Here is a 19,797-nt window from a genome sequence, read left to right on the forward strand (position 1 = left end):
GAGATCTGTCTTAAATTCAGCTTAACCTTGACAACAAGTTCCTACATGAAATACTGAAAAAGGAAAACAAATACAGCAAGCGATATCAGAATATTTATATACTAAGTTCAATAATTAATCAGTTTCCTGCTCATACCATTCACTTGGGATTAACTTCTTACCGTTTCTCCAAACTACTACCTCATGCACATCCTCAGTTCCATATATATTATCATCTGCATGATCTAATATAATTGCCTGCCACATTCCTTTGCTATTTGCGACTGATGTTGCAATTGTCCGAAATATCTTCTTCACAGCATTGGCGTCTTCATCATCTGGGAACTTAACATCTGTATCTTCGGTGTCGTTTTCACTTCGTTTCTTTAATTTCGGAAAATAGACCTGACTGGGTTGGTCGAAAATAACAAAGCTCGGAACCGGTGAATTAGTTAAACCAATAAAAAACTCTTGTAAAGCACACATCAGGGCAACGTGAAAAGATACCCAGTTGGATGCGCTCCCCACCTGTGAAAGATAATGCCAGTGATTTGTGCTGCCTAGTACTAAAATATTTAGATCGAGGATATTAAATCTTGGAGCAACTTCTTTGTATTTATCTTCAACATCAAGTGTTTTTAGGTGAGTTAACATTCTTGCCGATATCCTGTCTGTTGCTGCTTGCATTCTTTTTGAAACCCCATCTAGATCCACTATTTCCCTCAACATATCAAATTCGGCCTGTAACGTATTTATCTGCAGCTCGAAAGTCCCACCATCACCCAGCTTTTGAAAAATCTCATAGTGAGCCTTAAGATGCCCGAGAAAAAGAAACATATTCTTTCTCTGCTGAAACTCTTCTTGAACTTTCCTGTCTTTTGCTCGTATTAAGTCAAACCGTTGTTGTAATAATATTTTCGCTTCTAATAGTTTACTAAGTTCAATTTTTAACTTTTCTTCCTCTCTAGGAAATGCACCTGGAACCTCAGCTACCTTTTTTGACTCTTCCTCCAACTGTTTAAATACTTTCGATATTTTTTCAATTTCTATTGATCTTGATGGATGCTCATTGCTTCCACAAGAAGGACATTCACCAGCCTGTGAGTCCATATCAATTAGCCATTTTGATATATGAAGTCTATCTTTCCGTCGCATGACCGAATTTCCATAATCTATTAGCCCTGCCTGAAGCCCCTTCAGGTCATTTAACCGTTTCTTTAAAGAAGCAATCATGAGACTAAGAGACTCCTCGGATCTTTCCAGTTCTCTAAGTTCTGTATTAGACCCATCAATGTTCTCTAAAGAACTATTTGAATGATCTGGGATATTATCGAGAAGGGCCCCAGCTATTTCAAGTAAATAAATAGTATCAGTCGACTCGATATAATTATCGTTCAACAGCCCATACTCCCGGGCAATCCTTAAATGCGCTTGCATATTTTGCACCCATGTATCAGAGACCGAGCCTATCTTCTCAACTTCACGTCGCAGTCGACTTAGCAATTTTTCTATTTCTTGGATTCTAATACGAGCCTGGAGAATTGCTGTAGTCTCAGCGCCTATAATAAAAGGAAACCAATTTCTTAATTTCTCACGGTGTTCATGGGCATGAGTTTTATAGAATAAAATATTTTGATTCGCCACGATGTCCTGGCTTTGAAAAACAAATGCCATCAAATCTCTAAATCCAAGCCTCCCTTGAAAGGGTACATTCTCTTCACCTCCATGCAGATTCAAATAAGGTACTGAAGACAAACCATTGAGAAAATGTTTTACACCTTCCAAATTTTCATTTGGCTCTAAAATAACTACAGGAGCTACAATTTTCGCACTTCTTAAAAAGTAAAAATCATTTGAAGAATGATTGCCAACAGGAACCCTTCTAGCAATTAGTATTTGCTCGATGGAAGTGACAATAACTATACCGTACCAGCTTGCATGGTCTCTTATGGTATCAATTGGTATCGAACAATCTTTTGATCCCAAACAATAGTCGATTATTGGAATGATGGCTGATTTTCCTGTACGGGATGCACCTGTAATAACATTTAGCTTTTTGGGCTGAAACTCGACGGTTTGAGGTAGAAAATCTTGATTTTTAGGCCAAATTATTAGTTTAAGCAATTGAAAGTGCATTACAGTAGTATTTTAAGATATGAACTGATGGAAGTAATGTCATGTTGAGAAAACCATTTTCCCAAGATCTCGGCTTTTTCACCGTCTTTTTTTAGTTGCCCTTTTGGAGCATGTCCATAACTTGGCTTTTTCTCTATAGGGTTAGCATAAAGTCTAGCTTCATCAAAATCCCAGAAAAGCAATCCATTTGCTACAGCCATATCTATAGAAGACCATGAATAAAGAAACTTTTCTTTTATTCTTTCCTGAAGCCCCAATAAAATATCCGAGTTTCGGTTTTCTTCGAAACTACGTACATAAGATTGTAAGTTTTCCCGCATATTACTGATTGGCGCTTTGAGCTTATCACTTGTAAGTATAGCTATAGCAATGAAGTGGTGTATTGCTATAGGCGCCTCTCCATTAGAATCACCCGCAACATATCCTTGAGTGAATCTATACAGTAAATATCCCCCGATTGCAGGGGTATTCCACAACCGAACTTCTTCCAATAACTCACTCATTTTCTTCGATTTTTTCACTAACAAATGTTTCTTTCCATTTTGGATGCCAGCCAATTGAAAAGGTGTTAGACATGGAATGGTACGTTCCCGCAGTTGTAGCGGCAGGAGGATCCTGATTTTTGATTGATTGTTGTCTAACTCTGCAGAGCTGAAAAACTAGTTTTCCTTTGTCTTCGTCAGAAAATTGCGAATGTGTTAAATCAACTATTTTTCTTTGCGACTTCCAGAAATTGGTTAGCTTATCCTCAAATTCCTTTGCAGCCGGTTCATCAATTAGTTCCTGTTCGATCCATTTTAACCTATTTACCTTGGCTCTAAGGAAATCAGTTACCGCCATCTGAATGTCATCATCGTCACTATTAATTGCTTCAAGCTGCCTGATATACGGAGGCCGCTCGAGCTTGTGTTTCGTTAATTCATTCTCTTCAATTGGGTGATGAAGAGTAAAGTCGATAAGTTCTCGTTTCCACGCTCTTTCGAATACAGGTCTGGCGTAATTGTCAAATTCTTTCCAACTAATTATTGCATCCTCCTTTTTCGCAAGCTTATTCATCACTACTTCTTGTAGCCACCCCATTAAGCTATGTTGAATAAAGTCTACTTGACTATCACTAACATGTTTAGTCCTTATTGCTTTTTTTACTTCAATTAGTCCACTTTCAGACCCTACGACAAATTCAAATTTTTCAATTATCCTGTATAGTAAAAGTTCATTTTTCTTCAGAAACTCTAAATAGGGAAAGATCTCATGTTTGGACTCAATAGTTTTAAGCTTCTTCACAGCAAGTTGAAATACCTTTCTTGCTGAAACTATATTCTTTGCCGCATGAAAAGAATCCACAATTGCCTTTCTGCCTTTTTTATTAGAGTATAAGATAAAAATAGTTTTATCAGGATCAACAGCACCATCAATAACTAAATTTGTCCAATTAAAAAAGGTCTTCCATAGATCAGAGGAGCGATCAGTGACTGGATTGCTAATTTGCGAAGACTTATCTTCTTCGGTGATTTTTGAATCATTTTCTTTGGACACACTAACATCACCAAATACTTCCAGACATACCATATCTTCTGGATCACATCCTAGTAAATGCCAAAGTGCCCTTGGAAATTGAAGCGAAAAACCTAATAATTGACCTGGAGCGTTAGTAGTCATTAGTTTAGCTTATAATATCCTATTATCAAATATAGAATAATTCTGCTTAATACTAAATCAATTTAAATACTCAGGAAATTTATCTATCAAGCAGTATATGCAGACTATTTCAGAAGTGTTTGATGCCAAAATCAACACATGAGTTACTTAGATATCACGCTTTCAGCAATTTTGACTGTAAAGTCGAATATTATCAACTTATTTCCCTCCTCACGAAAATATGCTGTCCCTATTATCGGTACACCTAAACCACTCTTCATGGGGTATGAGTTTAATTTAATCGGATTTTCCTCTGCAGTCACATCCAAAAAAATTTTTTTGAGGTGCTGACCATCATAAAGATGATCAGAAGGAATATTCCAGTAGCAATCGCTAGAGGCAACTATACTTCCAGTAAAATTTAGAGCATAATTATATGCTTTTGACCCATCTTTATTATATTCTTCATCCTCTTTTTTGAAATTTTTGAATTTCAATAGACTACTGGAGGCGGAATCCACTTGTTTTGACAGTAAGCCGATTACCTCACTGCTATAAAGCTCTGATTCCGACTCATTAGATGACATTAATCTATTGGACGAATTAATACAGCCTATACCTGTAGCGGTAATTAAAACTGCCAGCGCGCAAATAATAATTAGTTTATTCATTAGAGTTATTGTTGCTTTGGTTCTAATTCAACTTTTAAGACTTGCCACCCATTTTCAGTTTTTTCAAGGTAAGCTACTCCATTAAAATCAATATTTTCTCCTGCCTTCACATTAGAAATACTCTTTACTCTATTACCATTTATATCTACTCCATCAAATGAATTTTCTTGATATTCAGATGTATGGAAAGGATGGCTATATATTGCGAGTGTAGGGCTTCCTACCAACCACATACAGTCATTTTTCACTAATACTTTAGCTTTAAACTCCTGTTCATACTGGTAATCTTCATTTTGGACTTCTTTTCCATTTGTTTTTTCAAATGATAGCAACTGCAGATTCCCTTTTGCTTGATCCATAATCTGTCTTTCGATTTCAGCTTTAGTAATATTAACCTTATTGTCTGAAAAAGCTGAACAAGATTGAATAATCAATAATACAACGAATAATAATGCGTGATTTATCTTCATATTAGTATGAAATTTTAAGTTGAAATAAGTATTTATTAGTATCGATCTGTAATTGTGGTGTTTTGATTAAAAACTGCATTATTATCCTTCCAAATCCAGTAACCTTTTTTTGATCAGAATTATCTTTTCCTCTTTATTTTTTTTATTCAGTTCATAAACACTCATTGAACGTTTCCCTCTGCTCATTTTAAAAATACCAAACAGCAATACTGCAACTCCAACAATGGTGTTAATAGTAATATCATACCCTATTCCATACGTTATACATATTGCTCCAATAGCGACAAGTATAAACCCCGAGGTAGTACTTTCTGCTGATTTTTTAGACTCGTCAAATAGCTCCCTTTCCTCCAAATCAAGCAGCTCTTTTTTAAGTTCTTTAATTTTTAATTCGTTCTCCATTTATCACTGTTAATTTTTTCAAACATAACAATAAATACATATACATGTATAGGTGACTGCGAAATTTTCATTTCTTTACTTGCGCAGTCAATGATAAAGCCTGAATTGAAATCAGAAATCGAACTGTTTGTCATCAATAAAGTCCGAATGATGCGGGTTTCTGCAGGCATATCTCAGCAGCAACTGGCAATAAAAATGGAATTATCGGTTGGATTTATTGGCCATGTTGAAAGCCCAAAACATAGAGCTAAATATAATTTGAATCATATAAATTCCCTCGTGAAAATTTTCAACTGCAATTTTCAGGATTTCTTCCCGAAATCACCATTGTGATTGTCAAAAAATTCATTGATTCTATAAAATAAAATGTTCTTTATTTCCTCCATTAGAAAATCGGAGAATTACCGGTGTACTTTCGTACTTCAAAAGTACACCGGGTATGATTTACAATCAGTTACGAATAAAAGTCCGACTAAATCTGGAAAATCATCGAATTCACTAAAAATTACCCCTCTACAAAACAGGGAGTGATTACGTGAAAAAAATTAAATTAAGTGCGCTGGCAATTCAAATCCAGGGACTGCAAATATTCTTATCATTTTCACTTTTTCTTCCAGCTCATCTGCTAAACTCGATTTAGTAGCGAGCAAAGGAGATGTACTCATCCCTTTAAACTTATTGATAAGGTTCGAAGCTACATTTGGATGCTTATTCAAATAACCTCTCCTCTTCGCTTCCTTGATCGTTGCATTGACAGAAGTAAAACCACCAATTGATTCTACTCCCAATAATTTGATATACCTTTCAAACTCACCATTTTTTTGAAAAATGGAAAAATCAAAAGGACGGACATCATGCAGTTTATTAATTTTCATAAAAACATCAGCCCAACTACCAACCACTTTGTAATAATTATTGAGCAGATCCATTAAAGTGGCGTTTGGAACCCGAAGAAAATCAGATATAACTTTATTCTTCTGCATCCGATACTCATACCTGAGTACATTTTTTCCGACAAAAGCATCACGTATCTGTTCTCCTTTCTTTATCTCTTTCATCTTACCGTAAAAGACAACGTATCTGCTGTTATTTTTATACGCCAATCCATTATCCATCTCTAACCTTTTGAAGTACGGAGACTGACTTAAAATAGGGTAATAATCTTCAACTGGATACTTTGTTATAATGTTCTCAGCCAGGTCTACCCTCAATACCTTTGATTGGTATAAATCTACTTCCAATAATTTATTTAATTCTTCTATGCCATCTGTTATTTCACTGAGATTTAGTGATTGTTGATTGCTTCCGCAGAGGTACTTCGGCAGACTCCCCTCTATTATCAATCCTCTGTTATTAATCTGTACTCTTAAGTTCTCTAACTTGCCCTTTATGCTTATACTTCCGTCTTCATCCCTGATATACTGTGGTTTGAATAATGTTTCATATAGTATATCATAGTGTTTATCACTCAAGTATTCTGGGGACACCTTTATTTTTAATGTATCAATCATTTTTATAAGAAATTGTTATAGTATTTGGGTTAATAATATGATAGTGTTGTACTGTCACCCAAATTATCTCGAGTGACAGCGCAATACTTATTATTTTTCATACCTATTTTTTATTTCTAGAATCTGCTGATTGAGTTCCCCATCTTTAAGTTGCTGAAATAAATAGATAGCATCAGAACTTCTTTCATTAAACACATAAACCTCAAATTCTAAACTGTCCTTCAAGACAAATAGCACAGCATCAGACAGCTCTTCAGACCGGAGGATACCAAATGGCAAAACTCCACTGCTAGTTTGAAAAACCGATTTTTTATTATCGCTGAGACTGAAAGTATAACCAATGTACCCCTCTAATACTGCTACCGGCCCAATTTTCTTGAGCTTTATATTCTGGCGTTGCTCGAAAAATTGGTTCATAAAATTATTATTCCCAATTTTTTTAAGTGGTGCCATTGAATAAGTTGCCGACCTTTCATCGTACATAAGGTAGAAGTTATAATATGCGTCTATTAACTCCATCTTAAACCTCCTTTCATTGGTTGTGCAACAGTATAATCAATGGCTTCCTGCTCAATATCGTCCGTTGACATTATCGGCTTGCTCATTAAGTATGCATCAACATCATCCTTTTTGAAAAAAATTAATTTCCCATTAGGTCTGCTGAACCTGATTTGCTTGTTCCCTGTAAGTTTATATGTAGCTGATTTTGAAAGCCCCGTATATCTGCAAAAATCATCAATATTAAATATCTCCTTTTGATTTAGAAGCATTGCTTCAATTCTCTCTATTGTCGTTGTACCTGTGTTCATTTCTTTGTTTTTTAATTACATCGATTAATGGCCATAATCTTTGTCAAAGGTCGAAATAGGTACAGAGAATAAACAGAGTAACACCTACACAGGGTGTAGGTGTACATTGGGAATATGTTAAATTCCTGCAGCGTTTAATATAGTTAAAATCAGGGTTTGCTTGTCCGATTTTACTTTTTGGAGGCTCATTTGTTTTCTAGATTGTTTGAGTTTTTCAAGAGTAATTTCTTGCTCTTTAATAACGGTGTAGGTGTTAAAGTATGTCTTAATGAATAAATTCTTCATCCGGGTATTACCTAAGATCAATTGGTCAACAAACTCAATAAGTGGAATCTTATTTACATCTTTATTATCAGCAATGTCTATCCACCTAATTTTTGGAGTTTCATCCAGCTGACTTTGTAAAATAACATGTCTAAAGTCCAGATATTTTGTCTCTTCGTGAATAAATTTCGCATCTAACAATCGATCAAACAGAATCCTTATCTGACCATAATTGATGTACTTCATCTTAATGGGTTTAATGCCTTCAACACTGTTTTTGGTGTTCGAAGGAGGCATAGCCTCGTTTTCCAAAAAGACTTTAAATTTGAGGCGATCCCATATCTTTCCGATGTATCTAAATTCGATCAGTTCAGTTGTTGCCTGACCAAGATTATGATAGAGATCATCCTCAGACCATGACTTCATTTCTAGATATACTTTTTCGATTAAATCATCGTCAACTTTAAGGTCCTTAATAAACCGATCTGTCCTTGATATCTGATTGCTAATGATACTCTGCCGATCCAAATTAGGATTCTGCTGAACTATCGTCTTAAAATTACTGACCAATTCATCAATACTTTTGTATACAGGCTGAAATCCAATTTTTGATGTTTTTTGTTTCCCCTTTTGAAACACCTCTCTCCAATGGTCTATCACCCATTTATTATACTGGATACGTTCTTCTAAGTTGTTTGGTCTGATGGAAAGAACCAGATTATCTGATTCTTCCTGTATCTCCACGAATTCTTGTTGATAAAATTTTAAAGTCTCCTCCTCATCTAGTTCGTCTTGATCCTCATCATAGACATAAGACACTGGTTTAGCGTTAACGCTTTCACTCTCTTGTTCGTCAATTTTTTCTTTTTCAACCTTCAATTCAACTACGTCACAATAAAATGCCGCACCTCTAGCATCCCAATAGTCCAGTTGCTCTCTGTAATTAAGTTTATAAAAATTGTCAAATTCTATTTCTGCTGCATTTTTAGTCATTACAGTGCAAGATCTGGAATTAAATCAACTACTGAATTTTTTTTCGTATCAATGACCTTTGCGTATATCTGAGTGGTTTTAATTTCCTTGTGTCCCAATAAACTTGATACTGTATATATATCAGCACCGTGAGTCAATAAGGAGGTAGCATAGGTGTGTCTGGCGCAGTGAAAGGTTATAGCCTTTTGTATCCCAGCATCCTTCCAAATCCATTCAGCTAAGATATGATTGTTCCATGCACTGTATTTCAACCCTTTAAAAACCTTTTCTTCTGTATCTCTTCTTTCACCAAGGAGATTAAATGCTTGATTGGAAATAGGATGATACTGTACAGTTTTGGTCTTCTTCTGTGTGTAATTGATTTTCCACTTCTTTTCAGCCTCAGAATAAACAAAATCCCCCCACTTTAATTTATTTATGTCAGACCATCTTAATCCGGTCAGGCAACTAAAAATAAATGCTTTTTTAAGTACGGGTACCTTACACTCTACTTTATTAAGTATCGATACCTCCTCGAAAAGCAGATAATTCCGACGTTTATCCTCAAGCTTTACCCCCTTAACCCTAGTGCCAGGATTATCAGCAATGATTCTATCTATGTAAGCTTGATTAAGTGCTGCTTTTATTTTGTTGAAGTATGAAGAAACTGAATTAGTCGAAAGATCAGTCTGACTCTTCGTTAATTTCCCATTACTCAAAAAGTGTTTGAATTTGTTCAGGAAATCATCATCAACATCTGAAAATCTAGCATCTCTGCCATTACAAAAATCCAGCAAGTGTTTATATGTACTTTTCCAATTGCCATGATTACCATCGTTTTTGCGTCTGGCATCGGTTAGGGTTTTGAAATATTTTAGAAAACTACCTTGACTCTTAAATCCAGTAACCACATTATACTTTTCATCCTGATACTCTAAAGTCTTTTTGGCCTTTATACTTTCTGCCAGAGCCAAGGTTTTTCTATTATGCTCTTTTTCTACTGATGATGATGGCTTATCATAGACCCTCAGTTTTAAGTTCTCCCGCCATTCCTTACCATCTATAAAGATATAAAGATGAAGACTTGACATGTTATTTTTTAGCTGATCCTTTTTAATTGAGACTCCCATTTTATTTACGATTTAGATTACTCAACAAAGTTAAGTTGACCTAAAATTAAAACAAAGACTCAAAAGTAAACATATTATCACAATAAGTTTTATTTATTTCTATAAGAAACAAAAAGCAACTAAAAGATAAATGTCTTGAAATATGCTACCCTGGCTTTTTCTGAGGAAAAGTTAGTCCTCAGAAAAACAGCAGATAGAATTAGCTAAAATGTGCTATTAACGGGTATCATCTGAAAATAAAAACCTTATTTAAACCACAATAAACAACGATTAATAGACTAAAAGCAAGTAGCCTACTTTCCAATACAAAACTTGCTAAAGATATTATCTAGCAAATCATCCGTAGTAACTTTACCCGTTATCTCCCCAAGATAATAAAGCGCCTGCTTAATATCCATCGCTAAGAAATCTGAAGTAACTGGGTTGATCAATCCTTCCGACACAGAAGCTAGCGCTTCCTGTGTCTTCCTAAGGGCCTCTACGTGTCTAATATTGGTAACCATTGTATGGTTCTCTGAGAGCTTGTCTCCTACTGCAGTTTCATACAACAATTCCTTCAGGTCTTCCACATGGTTATTCTCTTTCGCGGAGATTGCGATAAACTGGATATCAGGAGATAATTCCAGTTCCTTAACCCTGTCCTGGTAAGACAAATCAATCTTATTCGCTACGGCGACAAAAGCCATTCCCGGTCTGTAGAGACTGGCGATATCCTCTTTAATCTCTGTGCTGGTTAAATTCACGACGTCAAACAGGTAAACCAGTACTGCAGACTGGCTAATCTTCTGCATTGTTTTCTCTACTCCGATCGCTTCGATTGCATCTGTAGCCTCGCGGATTCCGGCAGTATCAATTAATCGGAAGTTGATTCCGTTGATATTTAATACCTCTTCAATTGTGTCACGTGTAGTACCGGCAATCTCACTAACAATCGCTCTGTCTTCGTTCAGCAAAGCATTTAGCAAGGTAGATTTACCAGCATTCGGACGGCCGGCAATCACTGTATTGATACCTTCCTTGATCACATTTCCGAGTTCGAAAGAACGGATCAGTTTATTCAGGACGATGGTAATCTTATTAATTAATTCCTGCAATTGATCTCTGTTAGCAAACTCAACATCCTCTTCCGAGAAGTCCAGCTCCAGTTCGATCATGGAGGCAAAATGGATCAGCTGGTCGCGTAAGACATTCAGTTCTGTGCTGAAACCACCCCTTAACTGGTTCATCGCTACGCTGTGTGCAGCTTGTGAGTCAGAAGAGATTAAGTCTGCTACTGCTTCTGCTTGTGAAAGGTCCATGGCGCCGTTTAAAAAGGCGCGTAAAGTGAATTCACCCGGTTTGGCGGCAGTAGCTCCTTTTTTGATAAGCAAAGTGATAATCTGCTGAATGATATAGTTGGAACCGTGGCAGGAGATCTCCACGACATTCTCTTTTGTATAAGATTTAGGGCCTACGAATAAACTCACGACCACTTCGTCGATGACGATATCACCATCTTTAATTAAACCGAAATGTAAAGTATGCGTAGGCTGCGCTGACAAATCCTTACCGCTAAATACCGAGTTAGTAATGGTAATAGCATCCTTCCCGGATAAGCGGATTACGCCTATGGCTCCAGCGCCGGCCGGGGTAGATAAAGCTACGATTGTGTCATTTGTAATCATTAGAGAAAATCCTTAAGTTTAAAGAAGGGACAAAAGTACCTAAACATTTTTAAACCATTTGGTGTTTAACCATTGAAATTTAACATCTATAAGTAAATATGAGAGAAATACCGCTCACCGTAAAACGGTCTATTGAGTTGTTGGGATTGGGCCTGCTGGGTACTATATTCGTGATCGGAAGTAACATTATTATGCCAGTGATCATGGCATTTTTCATTAGCATTATGCTCGTTCCGATCTACCGCTTTTTGCGGAAGTATAAATGCCCGGAAATCCTCGCTATAATTCTGCCTATACTGATGGTCGCCGTATTTGTAGGCTTGATTGTCTGGTTCTTTTCCGCTCAGGTGGGGCAGCTTGCAGCCGACTTCCCGCAGATTAAAAAGAACGTCTCTATGCACCTGAAATCACTGAGCGAATGGTTCGGGCAGATTACGCATTATTCCACCTCGGAGCAGATGGATTTCATCAATAAGAAAAGCAATGATTTACTGAATATGGCAGGTGGAATGGCCAGCGGTGCCGCAGTAACCTTAAGTTCAGTATTTGTGTTTGTAGGTCTTTTACCGATCTATATCTACCTGATCCTATTCTATAAAGATATCCTGCTACGCTTTATTTTTATGTGGTTTAAACCAGACCATCATCCTAAAGTTAAAGAGGCGATCTATGAAACAGAGTCTATTATTAAAAGTTATCTGGTCGGTCTGTTAATTCAGGTTACCTATATGACAATCCTTCTGGGTGGTTTACTCCTGCTTTTTGGAATTAAACATGCCCTGCTAATCGGAATTATCTTCGCCCTTTTAAACCTCATTCCTTATGTAGGTGCCCTAATCGGCAATATCCTGGGGGTGCTTTTAACCCTGACAGCATCTACCTCATTAACGCCGGTAATTACGGTATTAGCTGTAATTGCTGCTGTACAGTTCCTGGATAACAATATCCTGATGCCTAGAATTGTCGGATCCAAAGTGAAGATCAATGCTTTAATGGCGATTCTGGGGGTGATTGTAGGTGGAAGTATGGCCGGCGTATCCGGTATGTTCCTTTCTATGCCTATTATTGCGGTTCTTAAAATCATCTTTGACAGAACCGAAATGTTCAGACAATGGGGAGTATTATTTGGTGATGAACGACCTGCGAAGAGCCCGATGAAGATACCCTCTTTCAGAAAAAAGAAACCTGTCCCGACTGAGCCAGGTGTTCAAAAGGATATTTAAAGCATGTTAAGTAAATTAATATCAAATGATAAGGCCTGGAGCGAACGCTTCAGGCCTTATCATTTGATTAAAGATTGCTTTAAACCCCCAAATCCTTTTCTGCATTTGCTTATCCTATCAGCTGTGGCATATAGGTTTTTTACCCACGAATTCACTTGATTCCTAATTTCCCATGCGGAGATCTTTGACACTTTCCTGAGTCAAGGTAACTTCCTCAAAATCACTGACCATGCCCTTATCAACCGGAGACTGTGAACTCAAACCGACCCAAAGTTCTTTAGGATAATTGTTTTGGTAGAGGCGTACCATGTACCAGTTTTTCTTATCCATCGAATAATAGCTGGCTACTGTTTGTGTATCTGACGTGATCTTCATGTATACCCAGGGACTTTCCACAATATCATGATTGTTATCATCGGAAGTTCCGATCGTACGGACTGTTACCATTCGGTGTTTTCCACGTTCGTCCTGCTCAAAACAATATTTCTGATAGAAGTTATCATTTACATATAGATACAATACACCAGCACTATACATTCCTTTTTCAGTAAAGCCCGGGGTAACTTTCGCTGTTAAAGTAAAAGGCTTGGTATTATCGACCTTTGAAAGTAAGATAGGCGCACTTGTATTAGATAATTTTCCATTTGGATCTGAGAAGTAATCTTTCTTCTCCCCTACACTAAATTTCACTTTTCCTCTGCTATCAAGACTGGTCAGCGTATCGGCCCCGTTAATAGATTTGGTGAAGTTAATACCAGATATCTGCACGTTGCAATCCGTCCCGCTTACACGGGCAGAATCTCTAACTGAGACAGCCTCTGTATTTACTGAATCGTTCTGGGCAGACTTTTCTGCATGATTACCGCAACTGCTAACCAAAATTACGCCTAGCAGCGTAGTGATACAAGATATTTTTGTGTTGTCAAATGTTTTCATATTTTTAAAATCAATCAGCGGAAAAAACTATTTTCGGCCACACAAAGTTAGGATCGCCTCTCCGGGACGGCAATACCTCAAATTAACCATTTTATAAACTGGCGATGGACACCACTGCAGCGGTCAAGAACCGATTATCCGCAACTCTTTTAGGACAGGATTTCTCCTGCGCAGAGCAGAATGACAGTCTGCTGGGAGCCTATAAAGCGATGGCAGAAAGCTATGCTAAGATCGATCATAGCGTTGTTGTGCTGTCTGATTTCCAGTCAAACCGCAGCTATATTTATGCAGGTAACTTTGGGAAAGTTTTGGGTTTAAACCCTGGTAACAGCATGATCGACTCCTCCTTTGAGGAAGCTATCTTCAGCAAGATCCATCCAGATGACCTGATTGAAAGGCATGTACTGGAGTTGAGCTTTTTCCAGTATCAAAAAAAGCAGGTAGCAGATCAACGTCAGAAATACAGCACTTCCAGCCGTATCCGGATATCAAACTCACAGGGTGGGTTTATTTATACCAACCACCGTATTATTTACCTCAATAGCCTTCCTAATGACAGCGTATGGCTATCCCTCTGCGTTTATGCACCCTCAACTTATCTCGATCCGCATCCCGGAATTGATGGTAAAATCATTAACAATGAAACCGGAGAGAACATCTCATTTCATAAGTACAGGCAATTTGGAAAAATGCTCATCACCAAGCGTGAAATAGAAATTCTAGGTCTTGTTGCCAAAGGCATGAGCAGTAAACAAATTGCCGGGCATTTGCATATCACAGAATATACCGTCCGCAGACACCGCCAGAATCTCATATATAAAATGCAGGTTTCGAATGCCAGTGAAGCAGTAAAAACTGCGATGATTATGGGACTGATTTAAATTATCGCCACGCGACAAGACTCTTTCTACATTCGATCTGGTTCCATTCAAATTTCCTTCGCTGTTCCTGCGTTGTTTGTTCAATCTCGAACGAAGGAACAGCGAAGGAAGTCCGAACGAACTCCGAACAAAGTGTGCAGCAAATGTTGACGAAACCAAAGCATGACTACCTTAACCTATGGTTAAATAAAATCGAAAACACATGACCGTAAACTAATCAAACTTGAGCCACAGCGCCTTCTGCCCCGAAATAGATAAATCATCTCTTCTATCGGGGATCAAATGACGTTTTATTTTGATGAGAACTAATTTTCCGGTACCTTAATTACCGAATCGCAGATACCCACAACCATGGTGGATAAGAAGTATTTATGATATTTTAAAATGATAGAAACCACGACCGGAAAAAAGCGGATCCTTTCGCTAGATGTTTTCAGAGGATTAACCATTGCTGCAATGATTTTAGTGAATACAGCTGGTGATGGTAGGTATGTTTACGCACCATTACAACATTCAAAATGGAATGGCTGTACCCCCACGGATCTGGTATTTCCGTTTTTTCTGTTTATAGTAGGCGTATCCATTGTATACGCACTGGAAAGCAAAAAAGCAGATTTTGATAACCATAAAAACATCATTTCTGGAGCCTTGCGCCGGATGCTCATCTTAATTGGATTGGGTTTATTTATAGCTTTATTTTATCGTTTCGACTTTCAGCACCTCCGTTTTCCGGGAGTATTGCAGCGTATTGGAATAGTCTATTTTATATGCACCCTGATTTATTTGAAGACCAGGCAGAGAACGCGCGACTGGTTAGCCGGGATAATTTTAGTATCGTATTATGTGGTGCTTACCTATGTACCTGTACCAGACGGAAACGCTCCGAATTTAGAACCCGAATCTAACCTTGCGGCATGGGTGGACCGGGCCATTTTTACCACTGACCATATTTATGCCCATACTGAACTTTGGGATCCAGAGGGCTTATTGAGTACAATACCTGCGATAGTTACGACACTTTTTGGGATCAGGATCGGTGAATTCTTAAAAAGGACGGATATAAGTGCGAATAAAATATGCGGTAATTTAGCTTTAACCGGCGTCGTCGGCATTATCCTTGGATTACTGGTCGGTTTAATTTTCCCGATTAACAAACAGCTGTGGACAAGTTCTTACGTGCTTTACGCGGCAGGCTTGTGCACAGTAGGACTAACTGCAGCTTACTGGCTGATAGATGTGAAAGGCTATAAAAAGTATACCTGGGTATTTGTAGTTTTTGGGGCCAATGCGATAAGCGCCTATGTAGTATCAGAGATAGTACCAGGCATGCTCAACTGGATAAGTGTGCACCACGAGGGTACTAAAATCGGAGGTATGAAACTAATTTACGATAGTGTTTTCAAGCCTTACTTTTCTCCCTACAATGCTTCTTTACTATTCGCAATATGGTTTGTATTGCTGATTTGGGTATTAATGTATATCCTCTACCGAAAAAAGATCTTTATCAAAGTATAATAACACAGGTATTAACCTCCTTCTGCACAACGGTAACTAGCCGCTCAATCCTTAAAAAAGGGGCTGTCATTCAACGGCATTGGGACGTCAATGAATTTCGCGAAATAGTGTACTGCTCCCGGGAATAATTCTCGGTTGTGGGGCATCCTTAAAAGGCAGTATCTATATTTAGATTTTCCTGTTTTTGAACAGTACCAGATTCATCATTATCAAGTCTTTTAGTTATAAATGCCGATAGCTTCTCATCCGAGGTGTCCCGCTCCTTTTGAGCAGTAACTTTAGCCAATCTTTCCGTTTCCAATTTCAACTCTAAATTTTTGATGATTTCTTGTTGTTCCAGATATTTACTTCGTAATACTACAGCACTTTTATCTATGAACCCGACAATTTCAGCTACGACAATTTTATTGTAGAAATCACTTATAAATCTCGACACCCCAAGGAATAGGTAGGTAACACTCAGGATCAATATGGTAAATAAGAACACGTGAAGTAGATTCAGATAGAAGGGTATTTCACTAAAATATTGTTCAATATAACTTAGTCTTTTGTCGAGTGCAAGCTTACTGTCGAAGTAAAACAAGCTATATACCAATCTCCAGTTGTGCACGATCCATACAACCACTAGCGTCCCCAGAAATGGATTTTTAGTTCTTTCTTTAAAATTTTCAAGTACCGAATTGAGCGTATCTTTAACCATAGATAGATATAAATTAAATGAAAGTAGACAAAAAAGCCCGTATCAAGATATGATACGGGCTTCAGTTTAGCAAGAACTCTAATTTATTATTTTACTATACTACATTCTTTCCGGAACTTCAATGCCTAAAATACGTGTACCGGATTTCAGGATATTTGCCGTTACCCAGCTCAGATTCAGACGTAATTGTTTCAATTGCTGATCTTCCTCTTTCACGATTGGTGGAACTTCATGATAGAATTTATTAAACATCTTCGCCACTTCATAAATATAATTCGCTAAGCTGGCCGGACTGAATGATTTAGCTGCACTGGCAATCTCAGCCGGATATTTAGCTAATAAAATGATCATTTCCAGTTCGGTAGCTGATAAAGGGATCTGATTATCTACACGTTGATCTTCTCTGAAATCTGCTTTCAACAGCAAGGATTTGATACGTGCATGTGTATATTGAATAAACGGCCCTGTATTACCCTGAAAATCTATTGATTCAGCAGGATCAAATAATAAGCGCTTTTTAGGTTCAACTTTTAGCAGGAAGTATTTTAAAGCTCCCATACCGATATTAAAGTATAGTTGCTCTTTCTCTTCTTCGGAGAAACGATCTACCTTCCCTAAAGCTTCTGTTTTTTCTTTTGCAGTGGCAACCATCTCAGCGATCAGATCATCTGCATCTACTACAGTACCTTCACGGGATTTCATTTTGCCGCTAGGTAAGTCTACCATTCCATAAGATAAGTGGTACAGCCCTTTAGCCCAGCTCTTCCCTAGTTTTTCCAGGATCAGGAAAAGCACTTTAAAGTGATAATCCTGCTCATTACCTACCACATAGATAGATTCATCCAGCTCAAAATCATCTTGTTTCATTTGTGCTGTACCTAAATCCTGGGTGATATATACCGAAGTACCATCGGCACGGAGAACCAGTTTCTGATCCAGTCCGTCTGCAGTGAGGTCGATCCATACAGAACCGTCTTCTTTTTTGTAGAAAACTCCGCTCGCCAGGCCTTCCTCTACAGTATCTTTACCTAACAGATAAGTATTGCTTTCATAATAAAACTTATCAAAATCTACCCCTAGGTTTTTATAAGTGACTTCAAAGCCGTCATAAACCCAGGTGTTCATAGTTTTCCAAAGGGATATTACCTCGTCATCTCCGGCTTCCCAGGCTAAAAGCATAGCTTGCGCAGCTTTGATAAGCGGGGCATTCTTTTTCGCTTCTTCCTCAGTCTGACCTTCCTGTTTCAGTGCTTCGATCTCTTTTTTATATTCTTTATCGAAAATCACATAGTATTTGCCAACTAAATGGTCGCCTTTAATACCTGCGCTTTCCGGCGTTTCACCATTACCCCATTTCTGCCATGCCAGCATAGATTTGCAGATATGGATGCCCCTATCATTGACCAGGTTTACTTTATATACTTCTGAACCGCTTGCTTTTAAAAGTTCTGAAACAGAATAGCCGAGTAAGTTATTTCTAACGTGTCCTAAGTGCAGGGGTTTATTGGTATTTGGAGAAGAATATTCTACCATCACTTTTTTACCGTTTGCCGGGATCGTTCCGAAATCCGGTCTCAGAATGGTTGTATTAAATAAATCTACCCAATGCGCATTAGCAACGCTCAAGTTCAGGAAGCCTTTTACGACGTTGAAACCAGTGATTTCATCGACATTGGCCTGCAGATATTCACCCAATTCAGTAGCAGTAACTTCTGGTGATTTTTTTGAAAAGCGGACAACCGGAAAAACAACTAAAGTAATCTGACCTTCAAATTCACTTCTGGTATCCTGCAAATTCACTTGTGCTTCAGGAAGATCCTGACTATATAAACTTTTGACTGCTTCTACAGTCTTGGTGACGATATGTTGTTCGATATTCATAATTCTATTCGTTTCTTAAAGCATTTGTTGCTTTAACTAAAATTTCAAAGGCGTGTTCAGCCATTTGATTTTCCCTGTCGAGGGTCGGGTTCACTTCTACTATCTCAAAACAACATACTTTTTGAGCGGCCAGTAGCCTGCTCATTAGATTTCCGGCTTCTTTTTCTGTCAATCCCTGCGCAACTGGCGTACCTGTACCTCTTGAAGTAGTTGGATCAAGCGAGTCGACATCAAATGAGACATAGAGCAAATCGCAGGCATCAAGATACTGTAATGTCTCAATTACTATACGTTCTACTCCTCTTTTCCGCAGTTCGGCTGTAGTATATATTTTAACTTTATTCTTTTTGAGCAGCGACTCTTCCGGCTTTTCCATATCTCTTGCTGAGATGAGCACGAGGTCCCGGTAAGTTATTTTAGGTGCGATATTACCAACATTTTTTAATTGGTACCAGTAATTTAACGTTTCCTGATCCAGCTCATTGACTTTCGCGCCTAAATTATCTTCGTCTAAAACCATCGCCAGCGGCATGCCATGCATATTACCGGACGGTGTGGTATATGGCGAATGCAGATCGGAATGAGCATCTATCCAAATCACGCCAAGCCGGGACTTCGGAAATGCTTTCTTAATACCGGCTATCGTGCCTGCAGCAGTACTATGATCGCCTGCGAGTACAATTGGAAACTCCTGATTATCTAGTGTTTCGGTAACTTTATCTGCTACTCTTTCGACCATAGTCAGGATTCCGGAGATTCTTTTTGCATATGGACTTCCGGTACCTTCCAGCAGCAAATGGTTCTCATTCGGGATTTCAACTGAATGATGTTTTTTAAAAAATCTACTCCCGAAATCAAGTGCGGCAATTTTAATCGCATCCACGCCAAGGCTAGCTCCGCGCGTACCTGCACCTAACTCAGACTTAACTTCTATTATTTTTAAGTTCTTCGCCATAAAAAAAATTACCAGTGTATTCTAAAGTGATTATCTTTGGCACCAAAATTAACTCATTTT

Annotated in this window: 19 protein-coding genes; 3 read left to right on the forward strand and 16 right to left on the reverse strand. The window is 37.9% G+C overall.

Annotation, left to right across the window (positions count from 1 at the left end):
- Positions 1-114 precede the first annotated feature (114 nt).
- The 12 genes from BM192_RS02970 to mnmE all read right to left on the reverse strand — a co-directional run bounded on the left by BM192_RS02970 (position 115) and on the right by mnmE (position 11,646).
- Positions 115-2,115: a DUF3732 domain-containing protein gene (locus BM192_RS02970; RefSeq protein WP_037444968.1), complete on the reverse strand. Its 2,001-nt coding sequence runs from the start codon at positions 2,113-2,115 to the stop codon at positions 115-117.
- A complete protein-coding gene (locus tag BM192_RS02975; RefSeq protein ID WP_037444969.1) occupies positions 2,115-2,618 on the reverse strand; it encodes a three component ABC system middle component in 504 nt (167 codons plus the stop codon). Before BM192_RS02975 ends, BM192_RS02970 begins: the two co-directional genes overlap by 1 nt.
- A complete protein-coding gene (locus BM192_RS02980; RefSeq protein ID WP_037444970.1) occupies positions 2,611-3,774 on the reverse strand; it encodes an ABC-three component system protein in 1,164 nt (387 codons plus the stop codon). The genes BM192_RS02975 and BM192_RS02980 overlap by 8 nt, the downstream gene beginning before the upstream one ends.
- Before the next feature lie 143 nt (positions 3,775-3,917).
- Positions 3,918-4,424, reverse strand: a complete 507-nt coding sequence (locus BM192_RS02985; RefSeq protein ID WP_037444971.1) for a hypothetical protein — start codon at positions 4,422-4,424, stop codon at positions 3,918-3,920.
- A gap of 5 nt (positions 4,425-4,429) precedes the next feature.
- Complete coding sequence (locus BM192_RS02990) at positions 4,430-4,894, reverse strand: hypothetical protein (RefSeq protein WP_037444974.1); 465 nt, start codon at positions 4,892-4,894, stop codon at positions 4,430-4,432.
- Positions 4,895-4,975: 81 nt separating this feature from the next.
- Entirely contained in the window at positions 4,976-5,296 is a 321-nt protein-coding gene (locus tag BM192_RS02995) for a hypothetical protein (protein WP_037444976.1), read from the reverse strand.
- 545 nt (positions 5,297-5,841) lie between these two features.
- On the reverse strand, positions 5,842-6,807 hold the full coding sequence (locus tag BM192_RS03005; RefSeq protein WP_037444979.1) for a phage/plasmid replication domain-containing protein: 966 nt from the start codon (positions 6,805-6,807) through the stop codon (positions 5,842-5,844).
- A gap of 90 nt (positions 6,808-6,897) precedes the next feature.
- The gene (locus BM192_RS03010) at positions 6,898-7,326 is read right to left on the reverse strand and encodes a hypothetical protein (protein WP_037444986.1); all 429 of its coding nucleotides are present in this window, start codon (positions 7,324-7,326) and stop codon (positions 6,898-6,900) included.
- A complete protein-coding gene (locus BM192_RS03015; protein WP_037444989.1) occupies positions 7,317-7,616 on the reverse strand; it encodes an excisionase family DNA-binding protein in 300 nt (99 codons plus the stop codon). The genes BM192_RS03010 and BM192_RS03015 overlap by 10 nt, the downstream gene beginning before the upstream one ends.
- 117 nt (positions 7,617-7,733) lie before the next feature.
- Entirely contained in the window at positions 7,734-8,873 is a 1,140-nt protein-coding gene (locus BM192_RS03020) for a hypothetical protein (RefSeq protein ID WP_037444992.1), read from the reverse strand.
- Positions 8,873-9,982, reverse strand: coding sequence for a site-specific integrase (locus BM192_RS03025; protein WP_037444995.1), 1,110 nt, complete (start codon positions 9,980-9,982; stop codon positions 8,873-8,875). Before BM192_RS03025 ends, BM192_RS03020 begins: the two co-directional genes overlap by 1 nt.
- A gap of 293 nt (positions 9,983-10,275) precedes the next feature.
- Complete coding sequence (gene mnmE, locus BM192_RS03030; RefSeq protein WP_037444997.1) at positions 10,276-11,646, reverse strand: tRNA uridine-5-carboxymethylaminomethyl(34) synthesis GTPase MnmE; 1,371 nt, start codon at positions 11,644-11,646, stop codon at positions 10,276-10,278.
- A gap of 98 nt (positions 11,647-11,744) precedes the next feature.
- Between mnmE and BM192_RS03035 the strand changes: the two genes are divergently transcribed.
- Complete coding sequence (locus BM192_RS03035) at positions 11,745-12,869, forward strand: AI-2E family transporter (RefSeq protein WP_037445001.1); 1,125 nt, start codon at positions 11,745-11,747, stop codon at positions 12,867-12,869.
- Positions 12,870-13,031: 162 nt separating this feature from the next.
- Here the strand turns inward: BM192_RS03035 and BM192_RS03040 are convergent, their stop codons facing one another.
- Positions 13,032-13,805 (reverse strand): DUF1349 domain-containing protein, encoded by a 774-nt coding sequence (locus BM192_RS03040; RefSeq protein WP_051760335.1) that lies wholly within the window; start codon positions 13,803-13,805, stop codon positions 13,032-13,034.
- A 104-nt stretch (positions 13,806-13,909) separates the two neighbouring features.
- On the opposite strand from BM192_RS03040, the gene BM192_RS03045 reads away from it, so the two are divergent.
- Together BM192_RS03045 and BM192_RS03050 are read left to right on the forward strand one after the other, a co-directional pair.
- Positions 13,910-14,686, forward strand: coding sequence for a response regulator transcription factor (locus tag BM192_RS03045; RefSeq protein WP_037445003.1), 777 nt, complete (start codon positions 13,910-13,912; stop codon positions 14,684-14,686).
- A gap of 384 nt (positions 14,687-15,070) precedes the next feature.
- On the forward strand, positions 15,071-16,201 hold the full coding sequence (locus BM192_RS03050; RefSeq protein ID WP_037445009.1) for an acyltransferase family protein: 1,131 nt from the start codon (positions 15,071-15,073) through the stop codon (positions 16,199-16,201).
- A gap of 148 nt (positions 16,202-16,349) precedes the next feature.
- On the opposite strand, the gene BM192_RS03055 is transcribed toward BM192_RS03050, so the two are convergent.
- From BM192_RS03055 to rocF, 3 genes are all read right to left on the reverse strand, one after another.
- Positions 16,350-16,901 carry a hypothetical protein gene (locus BM192_RS03055; protein WP_037445013.1) on the reverse strand — a complete coding sequence of 184 codons (552 nt, stop codon included), beginning with the start codon at positions 16,899-16,901 and terminating at the stop codon, positions 16,350-16,352.
- Positions 16,902-17,000: 99 nt separating this feature from the next.
- Complete coding sequence (gene argS / locus BM192_RS03060) at positions 17,001-18,782, reverse strand: arginine--tRNA ligase (RefSeq protein ID WP_037445015.1); 1,782 nt, start codon at positions 18,780-18,782, stop codon at positions 17,001-17,003.
- 4 nt (positions 18,783-18,786) lie between these two features.
- A complete protein-coding gene (rocF, locus tag BM192_RS03065) occupies positions 18,787-19,737 on the reverse strand; it encodes an arginase (RefSeq protein ID WP_037445017.1) in 951 nt (316 codons plus the stop codon).
- Between the last annotated feature and the right edge of the window lie 60 nt (positions 19,738-19,797).

The sequence above is a fragment of the Pedobacter antarcticus genome, assembly GCF_900112985.1.
GTDB lineage: Bacteria > Bacteroidota > Bacteroidia > Sphingobacteriales > Sphingobacteriaceae > Pedobacter > Pedobacter antarcticus.

What these genes read in the sequence shown, in the direction of transcription:
- BM192_RS03055 (WP_037445013.1), bottom strand. Translation starts at nt 16,901, where the DNA reads ATGGTTAAAGATACGCTCAATTCGGTACTTGAAAATTTTAAAGAAAGA.
- BM192_RS02975 (WP_037444969.1), bottom strand. Translation starts at nt 2,618, where the DNA reads ATGAGTGAGTTATTGGAAGAAGTTCGGTTGTGGAATACCCCTGCAATC.
- BM192_RS03010 (WP_037444986.1), bottom strand. Translation starts at nt 7,326, where the DNA reads ATGGAGTTAATAGACGCATATTATAACTTCTACCTTATGTACGATGAA.
- BM192_RS02985 (WP_037444971.1), bottom strand. Translation starts at nt 4,424, where the DNA reads ATGAATAAACTAATTATTATTTGCGCGCTGGCAGTTTTAATTACCGCT.
- BM192_RS03045 (WP_037445003.1), top strand. Translation starts at nt 13,910, where the DNA reads ATGGACACCACTGCAGCGGTCAAGAACCGATTATCCGCAACTCTTTTA.
- BM192_RS03025 (WP_037444995.1), bottom strand. Translation starts at nt 9,982, where the DNA reads ATGGGAGTCTCAATTAAAAAGGATCAGCTAAAAAATAACATGTCAAGT.
- BM192_RS02990 (WP_037444974.1), bottom strand. Translation starts at nt 4,894, where the DNA reads ATGAAGATAAATCACGCATTATTATTCGTTGTATTATTGATTATTCAA.
- BM192_RS03015 (WP_037444989.1), bottom strand. Translation starts at nt 7,616, where the DNA reads ATGAACACAGGTACAACGACAATAGAGAGAATTGAAGCAATGCTTCTA.
- argS (WP_037445015.1), bottom strand. Translation starts at nt 18,782, where the DNA reads ATGAATATCGAACAACATATCGTCACCAAGACTGTAGAAGCAGTCAAA.
- BM192_RS02970 (WP_037444968.1), bottom strand. Translation starts at nt 2,115, where the DNA reads ATGCACTTTCAATTGCTTAAACTAATAATTTGGCCTAAAAATCAAGAT.
- rocF (WP_037445017.1), bottom strand. Translation starts at nt 19,737, where the DNA reads ATGGCGAAGAACTTAAAAATAATAGAAGTTAAGTCTGAGTTAGGTGCA.
- BM192_RS03005 (WP_037444979.1), bottom strand. Translation starts at nt 6,807, where the DNA reads ATGATTGATACATTAAAAATAAAGGTGTCCCCAGAATACTTGAGTGAT.
- BM192_RS03020 (WP_037444992.1), bottom strand. Translation starts at nt 8,873, where the DNA reads ATGACTAAAAATGCAGCAGAAATAGAATTTGACAATTTTTATAAACTT.
- BM192_RS03035 (WP_037445001.1), top strand. Translation starts at nt 11,745, where the DNA reads ATGAGAGAAATACCGCTCACCGTAAAACGGTCTATTGAGTTGTTGGGA.
- BM192_RS03040 (WP_051760335.1), bottom strand. Translation starts at nt 13,805, where the DNA reads ATGAAAACATTTGACAACACAAAAATATCTTGTATCACTACGCTGCTA.
- BM192_RS02995 (WP_037444976.1), bottom strand. Translation starts at nt 5,296, where the DNA reads ATGGAGAACGAATTAAAAATTAAAGAACTTAAAAAAGAGCTGCTTGAT.
- mnmE (WP_037444997.1), bottom strand. Translation starts at nt 11,646, where the DNA reads ATGATTACAAATGACACAATCGTAGCTTTATCTACCCCGGCCGGCGCT.
- BM192_RS03050 (WP_037445009.1), top strand. Translation starts at nt 15,071, where the DNA reads ATGATAGAAACCACGACCGGAAAAAAGCGGATCCTTTCGCTAGATGTT.
- BM192_RS02980 (WP_037444970.1), bottom strand. Translation starts at nt 3,774, where the DNA reads ATGACTACTAACGCTCCAGGTCAATTATTAGGTTTTTCGCTTCAATTT.